Genomic DNA, 14,541 nt, shown 5'->3' on the forward strand with positions numbered 1-14,541 from the left:
AACGCTGCACTCGTGGGAGCTGGCTTGCCGGCGATGGGTTGCAACGCAACCCCGGCGGCTCAAGGTGTAGCGCCGGCAGGCCGGCCACAGCGCAGTTCCAGCACCTGGGCCAGGCGCTCTACCGCCTGTTGCAGCTCCCCCGGGTGATCACCCAGCCACGCCATCGCCAGACATTGTTGGTAGCGACCCTGCAGGCTGAACTGCTCGCCCGGCAGGGCATGCAGTGCTGAACCAGCCAGCGCTGCTGCAATACCCTCCCACGGCAGTGGCTGGCGAAAGCGCACCCACAGTGTCCGGCCACCCTCCGGCGTTTCCAACACCACCCGCTGGCCGAACTGCAGCTGCAACTCACGCGCCAGGCATTGCATGCGCTTTTGCAGGTCGGTGCGCAGTCGCACCAGTTGCGCCTCGATTTCGCCTTTGCCCAGCATGTGCGCCAGCGCTTGCAGGCGAAGCGGTGCAAGCCGAAATGCACGCTCAGCGAAAGCCCTGGTCAGCCCGGCATCATGGCCCAGCAGGTAGGCATAGGGCGCCTCGCCCCCCACTGCGGCATCGAACGCCCCCATCACCAACAGCCAACGCGGGTCGACCCAATCGCGCAGGCGCGTATTCGGCGGCCCGCTGTAACAGTGCTCGCTGTCCAGGTCGTTCTCCAGCAACCATACAGGGTGCTGGCCAAGCAGCTGGCCAAGCTGCTGCTGATAGTGCAGTGAAACCAGCCGCCCCTGCGGCATGCCAAGGCACGATGGCATGACCAGCATGCACACTGGCTCGCTGGCCAGCAGCCGGGCCAGGGCGCGCAGGTCCGGGTTGCCGCGGCTATCCAGTGGTACCTCCAGCACACGCATGTCGGCACGGGCCAACGCGCGCAGCACCTGCCAGCAACAGGGCGAGTGCACCACCACGGTCCCGCCTTGCAGGGCCAGCGCCGCCAGCAAAGTCTCCAGCAACGCCTGCACATCTGGCGCCAGCTGGACGTCCTCGGCACGCCAGTACTGGTTGGAGGAGCGGGTATAGCGCTCGGCGACGGCATTGCGCAGGCGGGCGCTGCCGGGCGCGTCCCACGGGGCGACACTGTGCGTGCGCTGACGTGCCAGGCGCCGCTCGTGGGTGAACAGGGTGCGCTCAAGCATCGGCTGTGCCGGCAAGGGCGCCTGCCGGGGCATGGCCGCAGCATCCCCCTTGGCAGCGCCCTGTACGTAATAGCCCGACCTGGGCAGGCACTGCACGCGGCCCTCTTCTTCCAGCAGGCTGTAGGCACTCTGCACGGTGGCCAATGACACCCGTAACCGCCGGGCCAACACGCGCAACGACGGCAATCGACACGGGCCACTGCGTGGCGCCTGGTCGATCAGGGCTTCCAGGTAGCGATAGACCTTGCGATAGGCGAACTCGCCGGAGCCCGATTGCTCCATCAAGGCGGCCCCGCATGACCACGCCGCCGCCCCGCTGCCCGCCGTGGCAGCAACCTCAGCTGCACATCGCGACGGGCCAGGTGGCTCATGAGGCGCCAGGAGGCCAGCGGCAGGCCTCCGCCATAGATCAACCGAAGTTGCCCCAGCGGCAGGCCGCTGGTATTCACCAGCCAGTTTTTCACCGCTTCAGGGCAGGGTTTACCCTGCAAGGCCCGATGCAGGTATGGCAGCGCCACCAGCATGTCGGCATGCCAGCATTGCAGAAAACGCTCCAGGTTCTTCCCCTGCCTGGCAAACGGGCTGAACAGCAGGCACACCTGTTGGATCTGGTTGATGCCATATGCCTTGCCGAACTGCAGCTGATGCGTGTCGCGCCGCTTGTTGGCGCCCGGCTGGCCAGCCAGCCGCAATGCCGGGCGACTGGCCTGCGGCTCGAGACTGCGTGCGTGCAGCTCCCGCAGCTGCACCGGGGCCAACGGCTCGACGAACGCGGTCAATGGCCAGGCGTCCTGGCTCCCCTCGAAGCGACAACCGAGCATGAGGTCCAGCTGCTGCTCTTCGAGCAATGGCGGCAGCAGGTCGTCAATGGCAATCAACCGCACCGACGTACTCTGCGGCACGCTCGCCGAGGTCGGCCCCGCCAAGGCACCCAATGGCAACCCGATACTGCCGTGCAGGCGGCTCAGCCCTTGTGCCAGCGTCGCCAGGCACTGGTGCACCACATGCGGACCACGCTCCCCTGCCAGGCGCAGGCTGCGACGTGCCCAAGCCAGGTACCGGCGGCGCTGGCGCGCAGGGATGGCGGTGATAAATACATCAGCAGGTGAATGGGCCTGCAGCGCAAAGCCCACGGCCGCCGCCAGTTCCAGGTGCAGGCGACACCCCAGCAGCGCTTCGGGCCTGGCGTCGACCAGGTGACCGAACATCAGCATGGCGTCCCTCGCCAACAACCAGCTCTCGGGCGCAGCAGGGGCATGCCGGCTGAACGGCACCACTTCACGCCCCTTGATCATCTGCAGTTGCACCCGCGGGTCATCCTGCAAGAACAGCGCATTGAAGCCGCGCTCATGGCATTCGAGCGTGGCACTGTCAGCCACGGGCAGGCTCACTACCAGCACCCGCAGCTGGAAGGTTACCGGCGCACGCAGGGCGATACTCAGTTGTGCGGCACGCAGCATCGCCAGCAGCCGGGCGCTGCGGTGATCATTGCCTTGCAGCACCAGCAAGCGGTAGGTGCCGATGTATTCTGGCCCGCCTGCAGCAACCAGCAGCCGTTGTATCAGCAACTGCAAGGAAGCACGCTGCGCTTGTGACATATGACTGAGCAAGCGCTCGAGTACTTGCTGGTAGATATAGTGCATTGCCTGGTCGTGAATAGCAGTCACGAAATCACCTCATCAACTTCATGCAGCCAGCGCACGTTGATCAGAGGACCTGAACATCAACATGCCCCGAACTTTTCCAGAAGAAATTTCCTACAACTAATTGGAAGTAATGACGTAACCATCACTGTCGCCATGACATCGAGAAAAACCCATCGTCGCGACGCCCCGCCGCTGCCATACACCGCCCTGGTCTGGGCATAGCCATGCTCATTCCACGCTCCTTGCGCAAACTATCATTGAGCCATTATCGAGGGATGCAAAGCGAATAGAAGATACAGATCAGGGTAAAAAAACCATTCAGCGGAAGTGAGAAAACACATTGACTGCCAGACGGGAACAGTACAAGACAAAAAACTTGGCGGGATATTTCGGCAAGCCACGGAGCAATCAGTTCAAATATAGTCCGCGTCGTATTTAATTGTAGGAAACTTCTTTTTTTAACGTAAAACCAGTCTCTATTAGCAACAAAAAACCCGGGACTCTGCCCGGGTTTCCTGATAGATGCAGACCGCTGTCAGTGTTGCGCCATGTCCAGCACCACACGCCCGCCGCACGGGCATTGGTCCATGTAGCGATGCGCCTCGACCACCTGTTCGAACGGGTACACCTTGATGATCTGCGGTGTCAGCAACTGGTCGGCAGTGAACTGGTTGATATCACGCAGGGCGCGCTGCAGCGCCACCTGATCCTGGCTGATGCCCAGCTCAGGCTTGCCGGTGAAGTTGCCGATGCAATGCACATGGAACTGGATGTTCTTCTGGAACGCAGCGCAGGCCGGGAACGGCGTCTGGTTGCCGCCTTGCAGGCCATACAGCACCAGGCTGCCACGTGGAGCCAGGACATCGCCCAGCAGCGACATCTGCGGCCCGCCCATGCCATCGAGGACCATGTCCACGCCACGGCCATCGGTGTACTTGCCAACCTGCAGCAACAGGTCCTGCTCTTCAGTGACAATCACCTTGTCGGCGCCCAGGCCCAGCAGGTACTCACGCTGTTCCGGCTCCTTGGTGGCGGCGAACACCTTCAGCCCCAGGGCCTTGCCCAGTTGCACGAAGGCAGGGCCCGCGCAGTGGCTGGCATCGGTAACCAGTGCGGTCTGCCCGGCTTTCGCCCGGGCCAGGTCGACGTAGGCGAAATAGGCGATCAGCAGCGGCGTGTAGTGCACGCTGGCCTCGATCGGGGTGAGCACATCCGGATAACGGGTAATGGCCGTACGCGGCAGCACGATGACATCGCCATACACCGGGTGGTCGTTGGCACTGGTGGCCGGGAAGCTGGCAACCCGGTCGCCCACCGCAATATCCTCGACCCCTTCGCCGACCGCAGTCACCACCCCGGCCATCTCGTGGCCGATCCCCGCCGGCAGGCGTGCCTGGGACGGTGCCAGGTTCTGGCGCCAGAGCACGTCATACCAGCTGACGCCAACCGCCTCGACGCGGATCTGTACCTCGTCGGCAGCAGGTGACGATTCGGCCTGCTCCTCGCAACGGAGCACATCGGCAGCGCCGAACTTGTGGAAACGGATCATGCGGGACATCGCATACCTCGCCTTTGTGAATCTCTAATTACCACGGACTTTATCCGGGCTTTGCCGGTTAGACCATCAGTGGTCATTAATAGTCGACATGCCTGTCATCGATTGGGCACCTGACTTTCCCTGCGATTGGTCCCCCTAAACCCGTGCAGGGTACCAGCCTTTGGCCTTAAGATTCACCTCTGCCCCACTTTAGGCGAAGCGCACCGATGAATCGAAACGACCTGCGTCGCGTAGACCTCAACCTGCTGATCGTGTTCGAAACGCTGATGCACGAACGCAGCGTGACCCGTGCCGCGGAAAAACTGTTCCTCGGCCAGCCCGCCATCAGCGCGGCCCTGTCGCGCCTGCGCAACCTGTTCGACGACCCGCTGTTCGTACGCACCGGCCGCAGCATGGAGCCCTCGGCCCGGGCCCACGAAATCTTCGCCCTGCTGTCCCCGGCGCTGGACTCGATTTCCACCGCCGTCAGCCGCGCTGCCGAATTCGACCCGGCCACCAGCAATGCGGTGTTCCGCATCGGCCTGTCGGACGACGCCGAATTCGCCCTGCTGCCGCAGCTGCTCAAGCGTATCCGCGCCGAAGCGCCGGGTATCGTGCTGGTGGTGCGCCGGGTCAATTACCTGCTGATGCCGACGCTGCTGGCCTCGGGCGAGATCTCGGTGGGGGTCAGCTACACCAGCGAACTGCCAGCCAACGCCAAGCGCAAGGTGCTGCGCCGCAGCATGCCGAAACTGCTGCGCGCCGACAGCGTGCCCGGCGCCATCACCCTGGACGACTTCTGCGCGCGGCCGCATGCGCTGGTGTCGTTTGCCGGGGACCTGTCGGGCTTCATCGACGAGGCGCTGGAAGAGATTGGCCGCAAGCGCCACGTGGTGCTGGCGGTGCCGCAGTTCAACGGGCTGGGGAGCTTGCTGGCGGGCACCGATATTGTCGCTACGGTGCCGGACTACACGGCGGATGCGTTGACCGCGGCGGGTGGGTTGCGGGCTGAGGATCTGCCGTTGGATGTGCGCAGTTTCGAGCTGCACATGGCCTGGCGCGGGGCGCAGGACAATGACCCGGCAGAGCGGTGGTTGCGGTCGCGGATACAGATGTTCTTCGGCGATCCCGATAGCCTGTGACTGACCTCCATCGAATTCCAAACCTGACATGGAAACCGATTCCTCATTGCAGATCGAACGCGCAGCTTATGAGGAGTTCGTCCGGCTTTGGAGACAAGGGTACTTCGAGCATCAGCGACTGGGCCAAGCGTTTTACAACCACTTCAACCTGCACAAACTTGCCGATCAGGCTGCATTGCGTGACCTTTACGAAGCAGGCGGTGAGAAAGCGTCAGGCTTGATTTTGAGGCTTTTCCGCCTGCACTGAATGGCAGCTTTCGACCCAAAGCGGACACTGATCCAAAGCTCTGTAGTCAGTGCAGGCCTCATCGCCGGCAAGCCGGCTCCCACAGGAATATCACCAGCCTTCAGGCATGCGCTGTACTTGTGGGAGCCGCGCTTGCCGGCGATGGGCCGCGAAGCGGCCCCGATTACAGATGTCCGTTTTGGATCGTTTGCTGCCGGTCGTAGATGACTGCTTTCGACCCGTTGCTGCCGGTGAGCCGAACAGCAATCTCTGTGGGAGCGGGCGCGCCCGCGAAGAATCAAACGCGGAGACTGGCACCGGCTGCGCCGGTGTTCGCGGGCACGCCCGCTCCCACAGAGTGCGCATGGCACTCACGACATCAGTTTCTTTCAGCGTCTGCTTTGGGTCGATAGCAGCCGTTCGCGAAAGCATTCCCAAACGGCCCCAGCCCTGTCCCGTTATCGGCCACGCAACCGTGGAGGTGCACTAACGTCCAGCGAGGGCCCGTTCGAAAGCTGTCAGAAATCGCCGTTCTCGATCGCGCATTCTGATGAGGGTATCGAAGGGAATTTCTGGGGGTACATTTCTACTTCCATCAAGCAAAAATGCCGCCCCAGAGCCCTGTCCAAATGTTCTTCGGGGATCCTGACACATTACGTTCCTGCGCCCACTCATTCGACGGTTTGCCGGGCTATACCCGAGCGCTGCTGGATTGTTTGTCTCTACCGCTAACCGGCAAGGCTTGACTCTACCGTAAGGGGCAGACTTTACCCTTGGCTCTTCATTACCTGGAGTTCGTCATGAAGAGCAAACGCATGCTCGTAATCCTCGGCCACCCTTCGAATGACAGCTTTTGCGGCGCTGTGTCCGAACGTTATGTCGAGGCCGCCACGCAAGCAGGCCATGAGGTGCGCCTGCTGCGCCTGGACACCCTGGATTTCGATCCGGTCTTGCACGATGGCTATAACCAGGTCCAGTTGCTTGAGCCCGATTTGATCAACGCACAGAACGACATTACCTGGGCCGAACACCTGACATTGGTGTACCCGATCTGGTGGGGCGGCATTCCGGCGTTGCTCAAGGGGTTCTTCGACCGCGTGTTTCTGCCCGGTTTTGCCTTCAAGTACCGCAAGGGCTCGCCCTTCCCGGATAAGCTGCTCAAGGGCCGCACGGCTCACCTTCTGGTGACCATGGACACGCCGCCGTGGTACTACCGGTGGGTGTATCGCATGCCGGGCCTGCACCAAATGCGCAAGACCACCCTGGAGTTCTGCGGCATAAAACCTCTGAAAACCCTGACGTTCGGTCCGGTATTGGGCTCCAAGCCGGAACAGCGTGAAGCCTGGCTCAAACAAGTCCAGGCAGTCGCCAGCCGCTGATCGGCGCCGGTCGGGCGATGTCCCTGAGCTGGCCAGCCGAGCCTCCCTGCTGTGACACCTTGTCCAACTTGGTTTCCCACCCCCTGACGCTTGTGCAAAGATGTCGCGCGCCTGTACGAGCACGCGACATCTTTTCGCTTCTGATGTGTCAAAAAAAGGAATTTTCATGTACATCGGCAAAGCCGCCCAGCTGTCGGGCACTACCGTCAAAAGCATTCGACATTACGAAGAAATCGGCCTGTTGCCCCCACCGCAACGCGAAGGCAAGTACCGCATCTACAGCCAGCAAAGCGTAGAGCTGCTGACCTTCATCAAATGCGCTCAGCAACTCGGTTTCAAGCTCAAGGAAATGCAGGCCATTCTGCAGGATCATCGCGGCCAGGAGCTGCCCTGGGATCTGGCCATGCAGGCCATCGATAACAAAAAGCAGGAATTGATGGGGCAGATCCAGGCCTTGCAGCAAGTGCATGACGGCTTGGTTGAGTTTGAGCTGAGCCTCAAAGATGCTCAGATGCAATGTCAGTTCGAACACCTGGAAAAAGCCCGCTGAATCCGCACCACCACCGCTGAACGGCCATGGCGCCCGGTGCCCTTTTCAGCACGCAGGCGCCCCGGCGATTTGGCCTGGCACAGTCTCCCCCCCCGGCTGCTCGCCCTCTTGCACTGCTGGCTGCGGCACAATTGAGGCAAAGAACCACGGCGAAATCAGCATTCTGTAAATGAACCAACCTTACTCCAGCCCTGCTCGCTGAATATCACCTGATGACTCATACCCAGGCGCCCAACGCCACGTCGGCGCGGACAGGTGTTCAAAGAAGAAATCGGAAACAGCTCTGATCTTCACTGGCCGAGTTCGCGCAGACGGTGTCACGAAATACAAGCCGCCCCGAGTCATGCTCCACTCAGGCAAGATTCTTTCCAGGCGCCCATCCGTCAGATACTCACTCGCGATGAACTCAGGCAATTCAGAGATAGCCATCCCTTCTAGCAACAGTGGGATCATCGCCTCCGAATTAGTGACACGCAAAGGCCCGGTAGGCACGACATCCTCTTCTACTCCAGATGTATGCGTGAATCTCCAGACCTGCGTCCGAGCGCGGTAGGCGTAGCTAAGGCAAGGCATACTTGCAAGCTCTCGGGGGTGCTTTGGCCTTCCGTGCTGATTGAGGTAGGCCGGTGAGGCGACAAGAAACTGAGTCACGGCACACAGTTTTCTAGCCACCAATGAAGAGTCGGGCAATGCAGCGATCCTCAAGGCCGCGTCAAAGCCATCCGCGATCAAGTCGACCGAAGCGTCGGACAAATGGAGGTCTACCGAGAGCTCGGGATACTGCCGAATGAGTTGGGGCATCAAGGGCGCGACCCATCTCAAGCCGAACGACATGGGGATCGCGAGGCGAACCAGGCCGCGAGGTCGAACGGAGAGCTCCATCGCCTCGCCTTCCACCTCTTCGGCCTGTCGGTAGATTTCCCCAGCCTTGCCAGCCATGCTCTGACCGAATTCGGTCAATGAAAGTTGTCGAGACGTGCGGTTGAACAGGCGCCCCCCCAGTCGCTCCTCCAGCCGTGCTACCGCCCTGGACACAGTGGGCACTGAAACGCCCATGACTCTGGCGGCGGCTGCGAACGAGCCCTCCTCAGCTACCTTGGCAAACATCGCCAGCCCTTCAAAATCCGGAAGTTTGCTCATTTCATTTCTGCAACGATGAGTTTCCAACAATTCTATTTTGGTTTTTCCCGGTCGTCGATACGCTTCTCCCAACGCAACATCACAAACACGGAGATGATCATGACTGGCAAGCTTGAAAACAAAATCGCAATCGTGACTGGCGGAACCTCGGGCATCGGGCTGGCGACCGCCAAGCTTTTCGCTCAACAAGGCGCACGAGTATTCATCACCGGGCGCCGCCAGGCGGAGCTGGACAACGCCGTCGCACAGATTGGTAGCGCAGTCGGGGTTCGAGTGGATTCTTCCAAGCCGGACGAACTTGATGCCCTGTACCAACAGGTGGCCGCAGAGCACGGGCGAATCGATGTGTTGTTCGCAAACGCAGGGGGTGGCTCGATGTTGCCTCTGGGAGACATTTCTGAAGAACATTACTACGACACTTTTGATCGTAACGTAAAAGGCACGCTGTTCACGGTTCAAAAAGCGCTGCCGCTTCTGGCCCAAGGCGCTTCGGTAATTTTGACCGGCTCCACTGCTGCCAGCTCGGGCACACCCGCATTCAGCGTGTACGCGGCCTCCAAGGCTGCGGTGCGTGCCTTCGCCCGTAACTGGATCCTTGACCTTAAAGATCGCAACATCCGGGTCAACACCATCAGCCCCGGCGCGACTCGCACCCCGGGTCTGGTAGACCTCGCCGGGCCGGACGCAGCTCAGCAGCAAGGCCTGCTGGACTACCTGGCATCGCAGATTCCCTTGGGGCGCGTCGGCGAGCCTGAAGAGATTGCCAAAGCCGCTCTGTTCCTGGCGTCCAGCGACGCCAGCTTCGTCAACGGGGCCGAACTGTTCGTCGACGGTGGCCAGGCGCAAGTCTAACGAGTAAAGGCCGCGACAAATGCGGCCTTCCCTCACTGTTTGAGGAAGCCTGTCAGTTTCGTCTCGACCGTTCTATGGACATTGGCCCTTACCTCGAAACATTAAGAAATATCTTTGCTGAAATTTCAGTTGTACGACGTCCTATCTACTGTGATCGACTACGCTCCGCTCTCACAAAAAAAACAATGGAGTCACCATGTCGAGCATACCTTCTGTCGAGGGAAAAACTGCCTTAACCCCTCAAAATCGCCTGTCAAAGCTGATCAAATTGCTTGGCCCCGGCGTCATCGCGGTTCTGTCGTGGCTGGGGGCAGGAGATCTGATAACCTCATCTGTCGCCGGGGCGAACTACGGTTACGCCATGATGTGGGTGCTGGCCGTTTCGCTGTTGCTCCGGTACCTGATCGTAAACATCATCGCCCGCTTCCAGCTGTGCAATAACCAAGGGATGACCATTCTGCAGGGCTATGCGCAGCTGCACCCGGTGTTCGCCTGGTTCATGTTGGCCTATGCCCTGTTGATGGGGCACCTCATGAACGCCTACATGATCAAGGGTGCGGGGGAAGCGCTGGCGATGTTGCTGCGGATCGACTACCCACTGCTGTGCTCCATGGCCGTGGTGCTGGCCGTGTGGATGCTGGTGGGGCGCAACATCTACGCAATGATCGAAGGCGTCATGAAAGTACTGTTGGCGGTGATGACTTTGGCCTTCCTGGCGCTGGCTGTGATGTCCGGCCCTGACGTGGCGGGTATCGTCAAAGGCACCATCGGTTTCAGCATTCCTGCCGATGAAGGCGTTCACGGCGCACTGCTGGTAGCAGTATCGGTGATCGGTGCCGTGGCAGGCTCGGTAGCCAACTTCGTGCACCCCTATGTCATGCGTGAAAAAGGCTGGGTCGGCCCGCAACACAAACGCATCCAGCGCAACGACCTGCTGTTTGCGGTATTCGTCGGTATCGTCATCAACCTGGCGATCTGGATCGTCGGCGCGGAAATCCTGCGGCCCAACGGCATCGAGGTGAAAACGCTTGGCGACCTGGGCAAGGCGTTGGAACTGTTCTTCGGCCCGATCGGCTGGTACATCTTCTTCGTCGGCGTATTCGCCACCTTGTTCGCCAGCATTTCTGGCAAGACCACTGCGTTCCCCATGCTGATCACCGACGCTTTCCAGCATGTGAAGCCCGAGCGGCGCGAACGCTATGGAAAGGAATTCCACAACGACCCGATGCACAAATGGTTCATGTTGTTCATCCTGGTGACGCCACTGGCCTGGTCGATCCCGGGTATGCCCGACTTCGTGACCCTTACCATCGGTGTCAGCGCGCTGAACATCATCGGCCTGCCGGTGATCTCGCTGGGCCTGCTGATCATGTCCAACCAGAAATCGCTGCTGGGCAAGGCGTACCGCAACAACTGGTTCGAAAACATCGCGCTGGCCTTCGCCACTGGCCTGGCGCTATGGGTAGCCTTCCAGCTGGCAGTGGACCTTATCGCCTGAAGGTAACGCACAGCCCTGGCTCAATGCTGGCCAGGGCTGATTGGCGCTGCGCCTCGGCCTGATACCGGCGTGACCGGTATTTTTCTGCCTGCATTCCATTACGCAGCGTACCACCGGACTTGTTGGTCTGAACTTTACGACCCGCCTTGGCTTCCCCTGCATATCCATCACGCAAAGATGCCTAGCAGAAGGCTGACATTTTCGAGATCTACAGGGGTTCGCAAAATGATCGATCAAGCGACAGGTATGAAACCAGGTGAACGCTATCGCGTGGAAAACGTGGAGCGGGCACATCAGTTCCCAGGCTTCTTCCAGGACGGGAAGTACTACCTCGGCCCTGAGCTTCTGACCGCCGTGGGTTGGATCGAGGGCACGCGTTTCATCTACGACAGCGTGGATGCCGAAGGGGAACCCGTGTTTCCGAACCGGGAGGCTGGCACGGTTGAAGGGCTGACGTTGACCCTGGTCGACGGCACCGCTCTTGAAATCTCTCGGATCGAAGCCAGCGAAACGATCGCGCCAGTTGACGACCAGACTACGTCTGGCAAAGAGCGGGAATCGCCCCGAGAGGGCTATCCGAGCAGAGGGCCGCTGCGCGGCAAAGTCGTGGTCATCACTGGCGCTTCCAGCGGTATCGGCCGTGCCGCCGCGCACGCATTTGCCTGCAAGGGTGCTCGCTTGGTGCTTGCCGCGCGCGATGAACCAGCGTTGTTCGACGTCCTGGACGAATGCACCGACTGCGGGACGGATGCCATCGCGATCACGACCGATGTCACCCGCAACGACCAGATGCAAGCGCTGGCCGCGCAGGCAGCAGAATTCGGCCACGGACGAATCGATATCTGGATCAACAACGCCGGCGTTGGGGCGGTCGGCAATTTCGAGGAAACACCACTGGAGGCCCACGAGCAGGTCATCCAGACCGACCTGATGGGTTACCTGCGCGGCGCTTTTGTAGCCCTTCCCCTGTTCAAGGCCCAAGGCAGCGGCATCCTGATCAACACGCTGTCACTGGGCAGTTGGGTGGCCCAACCCTATGCAGCCGCGTACTCGGCGAGCAAGTTCGGCTTGCGTGGGCTGACTGAGGCGCTGCGAGGGGAATTGACGGCGTTCCCCGAGATCCACGTGTGCGATATCTATCCGGCCGTCATGGACACACCGGGCTTCCGAGACGGCGGCAACTACACAGGCCATGCGCTTACGCCTCCGGGCCCTGTATATGATCCCGAACTTGTGGCGAAGGCCATGGTGGCCTGCGCAATCTCACCACGCGCCCACACCACGGTCGGTGCCACGGCCCGCCTGGCGCATCTGGCCAGTTACCTGGTACCAGGCCTGCCTCTGTTATCGGGGTGGCTGACGCGTCGGGGGATAAACCGCAGTCCCAAAGCCGAAACATCATCTGGCAACCTCTTTGAGCCGCCGAGTGGCAGGAGGAGTGTCGACGGGGGCTGGAGGAAATCAAAAGACAAGACGCCTGTACTGATCGGCGCAGCGGCGCTTGGAGTGATCGTAGGTCTTGCAATCACCCTTTCACGACGCAGGAGCTGAACGACCGTGCCGTCAAACTCGACGCAAGCCAGATCCTTCCAAAAGGTTGGCGAACAAAGCTCTGTGGCGCCACAGTCGCCCGCACGGGTTCTTTCGCGCAACCCGTCGGGACGAGCAGAAAGCAGTGGAGCAAACGCCCCCCTGCCTGACGTCCGAGTTGAACACAGACTTTCCTGTGTGACGACATGAGGTGAAAGATCATGGCTGACAACCAATCCAATCGTGGCCACCAAGGTGGTACCGCACAGAACAACCCAGGCAACTTTGCCAATGACCGTGAGAAGGCATCGGAGGCAGGTCGCAAAGGCGGCCAGAGCTCTGGGGGCAATTTTGCCAACGACCGTGAGCGCGCCTCCGAGGCTGGACGCAAAGGCGGACAGAACAGTCACGGCGGCGGTCGTGGTAGCGAAAATCGCTAACTTGAAATGAGTTCGGCCAGGGTGCACGGCGCCCTGGCCTTTTTTCAAATTGAACGCAGCGGCCACCACACGTGCTGCGTCGGTTTCAAGCTACACCGAAGCAGTGAGCCGCCCTTTCCACGCTTCGTATCTGGCAAGCAGCGGTTGAACGCTCAATCCGTGCAGCAAAATGCTTAGCGCCACCACCGATAGAACCAGGTTGATGCTCTGCGCGGCTGACGTGGCAAGCAGCCCGTGATTGAGGGCATAGAACAGATAGTAGAAGCTGCCGATTCCTCGAATGCCAAACCATCCCAATAGCCCACGCTGCCGGATATCCAGCATTCCTCGAGCCGGGAACAGGAGGATGCTCAAGGGACGAATCAGCAGGAAAAGCGCTGCGGCGACGATCAAGGCCCGCCAGTCCCAATGCTCGATGAGTACTACCCCGAGCATGGTCACCAGAAACACTTCCATTGCCCGTTCGATCAAGCTGCCGAAAGCCAGCATATCCCCCAACATGATGCCTGCTGCCACCTGCGAGTCGTCGAGGCCTTGCACATCACCTTTGACGGCCATCTCCGGCGCCACATGCTGGTGGCCTACCACGGGCTGTACCAGGTGTTCAGCAGCCGGCTCTTCGGGGCCATTGGAGGTCTGAACCTCTGCCTGGCGTAAACCGAGGCCAGCAGCGAACACCGCTAAAAACCCATAGGCCTGAACCGACTCGGCGCTCACGTAAGCCAGCGCAATCAGGGCAAGGGCCAGGTAGTCATTGGGCGACACGGTACTGTCGTCGTTGCGCAGGCGCAAAAAGAGCGTGAGCTTGCCCAGGCCGCGCCCCATCCAGTAACCAAGCAACAGACCTGCGGTCACCGCCCACAGCATGTCCTTGAACAGCCAGTCACTGAACCATGCCTGGCCGGTATCCTGCTGAAGGAACAACCCGAGGATGACGAAGGGGAACGCCACGCCATCGTTGAGCCCTGCCTCGCCAGACAAGCTGAAACGCACCGGATCATCATCCCGGGCATCAACCACCTGTACCAGGGTGGCAAGCACGGGGTCTGTGGGTGCGAGTATCGCCCCGATCAATACCGATATGCCCCACCCCAGGTTCAGGCCATGATGCAGCACCAGCGTTACCCCACCGATGCAGACCAACATCACCGGCCCCGCCAGGTAGAAGGCGCCCCACCATCTGCGGTCATGCAAGGGCAGGCGCAACTTCAAGCCACTGAAGAACAGCGAAAACAGCACAGCGACTTCGGTGAGGTGCTCCATCCAGCCGCTCGACTTGCTCAGGTCCAGATGAAGAAAACCCAACCCCGATGTGCCCAGGCCGATACCCAGGGCAAGGCACACCACGGACGAAGTCACAGGGATCCATCGCAGGTAGGAGGATGAGAGCGCCAGTAGCAGCAAGACGGCACCCAGCATGGCGAACCAGACGATGAAGGTCATCTGCGCACAAGCCTTGAAAGAGTTT

Annotated in this window: 13 protein-coding genes; 8 read left to right on the forward strand and 5 right to left on the reverse strand. The window is 60.6% G+C overall.

Annotated features, from left to right (window positions below):
- Positions 1-59 precede the first annotated feature (59 nt).
- From C163_RS14510 to C163_RS14520, 3 genes are all read right to left on the reverse strand, one after another.
- Positions 60-1,415 carry an aminotransferase class I/II-fold pyridoxal phosphate-dependent enzyme gene (locus tag C163_RS14510; RefSeq protein ID WP_025339439.1) on the reverse strand — a complete coding sequence of 452 codons (1,356 nt, stop codon included), beginning with the start codon at positions 1,413-1,415 and terminating at the stop codon, positions 60-62.
- Entirely contained in the window at positions 1,415-2,800 is a 1,386-nt protein-coding gene (locus C163_RS14515; protein ID WP_025339440.1) for a hypothetical protein, read from the reverse strand. Before C163_RS14515 ends, C163_RS14510 begins: the two co-directional genes overlap by 1 nt.
- 514 nt (positions 2,801-3,314) lie before the next feature.
- Positions 3,315-4,337 carry a zinc-dependent alcohol dehydrogenase family protein gene (locus C163_RS14520; protein ID WP_025339441.1) on the reverse strand — a complete coding sequence of 341 codons (1,023 nt, stop codon included), beginning with the start codon at positions 4,335-4,337 and terminating at the stop codon, positions 3,315-3,317.
- A gap of 206 nt (positions 4,338-4,543) precedes the next feature.
- Between C163_RS14520 and C163_RS14525 the strand changes: the two genes are divergently transcribed.
- From C163_RS14525 to C163_RS14540, 4 genes are all read left to right on the forward strand, one after another.
- Complete coding sequence (locus C163_RS14525) at positions 4,544-5,458, forward strand: LysR family transcriptional regulator (RefSeq protein ID WP_013972367.1); 915 nt, start codon at positions 4,544-4,546, stop codon at positions 5,456-5,458.
- Between the two features lie 28 nt (positions 5,459-5,486).
- Positions 5,487-5,705 (forward strand): hypothetical protein, encoded by a 219-nt coding sequence (locus tag C163_RS14530; protein WP_025339442.1) that lies wholly within the window; start codon positions 5,487-5,489, stop codon positions 5,703-5,705.
- A gap of 779 nt (positions 5,706-6,484) precedes the next feature.
- Positions 6,485-7,063, forward strand: coding sequence for an NAD(P)H-dependent oxidoreductase (locus C163_RS14535; protein ID WP_025339443.1), 579 nt, complete (start codon positions 6,485-6,487; stop codon positions 7,061-7,063).
- 166 nt (positions 7,064-7,229) lie between these two features.
- Positions 7,230-7,613: a MerR family transcriptional regulator gene (locus tag C163_RS14540; protein ID WP_003253954.1), complete on the forward strand. Its 384-nt coding sequence runs from the start codon at positions 7,230-7,232 to the stop codon at positions 7,611-7,613.
- Positions 7,614-7,793: 180 nt separating this feature from the next.
- Here C163_RS14540 and C163_RS14545 read toward each other — a convergent pair whose 3' ends face one another.
- A complete protein-coding gene (locus C163_RS14545) occupies positions 7,794-8,753 on the reverse strand; it encodes a LysR family transcriptional regulator (RefSeq protein ID WP_025339444.1) in 960 nt (319 codons plus the stop codon).
- A 99-nt stretch (positions 8,754-8,852) separates the two neighbouring features.
- Here C163_RS14545 and C163_RS14550 point away from each other — a divergent pair, with 99 nt between their 5' ends.
- From C163_RS14550 to C163_RS14565, 4 genes are all read left to right on the forward strand, one after another.
- A complete protein-coding gene (locus C163_RS14550; RefSeq protein WP_023662722.1) occupies positions 8,853-9,605 on the forward strand; it encodes an SDR family NAD(P)-dependent oxidoreductase in 753 nt (250 codons plus the stop codon).
- A 196-nt stretch (positions 9,606-9,801) separates the two neighbouring features.
- Positions 9,802-11,103 carry an Nramp family divalent metal transporter gene (locus tag C163_RS14555; RefSeq protein ID WP_025339445.1) on the forward strand — a complete coding sequence of 434 codons (1,302 nt, stop codon included), beginning with the start codon at positions 9,802-9,804 and terminating at the stop codon, positions 11,101-11,103.
- A 225-nt stretch (positions 11,104-11,328) separates the two neighbouring features.
- Entirely contained in the window at positions 11,329-12,654 is a 1,326-nt protein-coding gene (locus C163_RS14560; RefSeq protein ID WP_025339446.1) for an SDR family oxidoreductase, read from the forward strand.
- 200 nt (positions 12,655-12,854) lie between these two features.
- A complete protein-coding gene (locus tag C163_RS14565; RefSeq protein WP_003256807.1) occupies positions 12,855-13,073 on the forward strand; it encodes a general stress protein in 219 nt (72 codons plus the stop codon).
- Positions 13,074-13,163: 90 nt separating this feature from the next.
- On the opposite strand, the gene C163_RS14570 is transcribed toward C163_RS14565, so the two are convergent.
- Complete coding sequence (locus tag C163_RS14570; protein WP_025339447.1) at positions 13,164-14,516, reverse strand: sodium:proton antiporter; 1,353 nt, start codon at positions 14,514-14,516, stop codon at positions 13,164-13,166.
- Between the last annotated feature and the right edge of the window lie 25 nt (positions 14,517-14,541).

This window comes from Pseudomonas sp. FGI182 (assembly GCF_000511325.1).
GTDB classification, from domain to species: domain Bacteria; phylum Pseudomonadota; class Gammaproteobacteria; order Pseudomonadales; family Pseudomonadaceae; genus Aquipseudomonas; species Aquipseudomonas putida_Z.

What these genes read in the sequence shown, in the direction of transcription:
- C163_RS14565 (WP_003256807.1), top strand. Translation starts at nt 12,855, where the DNA reads ATGGCTGACAACCAATCCAATCGTGGCCACCAAGGTGGTACCGCACAG.
- C163_RS14555 (WP_025339445.1), top strand. Translation starts at nt 9,802, where the DNA reads ATGTCGAGCATACCTTCTGTCGAGGGAAAAACTGCCTTAACCCCTCAA.
- C163_RS14550 (WP_023662722.1), top strand. Translation starts at nt 8,853, where the DNA reads ATGACTGGCAAGCTTGAAAACAAAATCGCAATCGTGACTGGCGGAACC.
- C163_RS14535 (WP_025339443.1), top strand. Translation starts at nt 6,485, where the DNA reads ATGAAGAGCAAACGCATGCTCGTAATCCTCGGCCACCCTTCGAATGAC.
- C163_RS14520 (WP_025339441.1), bottom strand. Translation starts at nt 4,337, where the DNA reads ATGTCCCGCATGATCCGTTTCCACAAGTTCGGCGCTGCCGATGTGCTC.
- C163_RS14530 (WP_025339442.1), top strand. Translation starts at nt 5,487, where the DNA reads ATGGAAACCGATTCCTCATTGCAGATCGAACGCGCAGCTTATGAGGAG.
- C163_RS14525 (WP_013972367.1), top strand. Translation starts at nt 4,544, where the DNA reads ATGAATCGAAACGACCTGCGTCGCGTAGACCTCAACCTGCTGATCGTG.
- C163_RS14570 (WP_025339447.1), bottom strand. Translation starts at nt 14,516, where the DNA reads ATGACCTTCATCGTCTGGTTCGCCATGCTGGGTGCCGTCTTGCTGCTA.
- C163_RS14540 (WP_003253954.1), top strand. Translation starts at nt 7,230, where the DNA reads ATGTACATCGGCAAAGCCGCCCAGCTGTCGGGCACTACCGTCAAAAGC.
- C163_RS14545 (WP_025339444.1), bottom strand. Translation starts at nt 8,753, where the DNA reads ATGAGCAAACTTCCGGATTTTGAAGGGCTGGCGATGTTTGCCAAGGTA.
- C163_RS14510 (WP_025339439.1), bottom strand. Translation starts at nt 1,415, where the DNA reads ATGGAGCAATCGGGCTCCGGCGAGTTCGCCTATCGCAAGGTCTATCGC.
- C163_RS14560 (WP_025339446.1), top strand. Translation starts at nt 11,329, where the DNA reads ATGATCGATCAAGCGACAGGTATGAAACCAGGTGAACGCTATCGCGTG.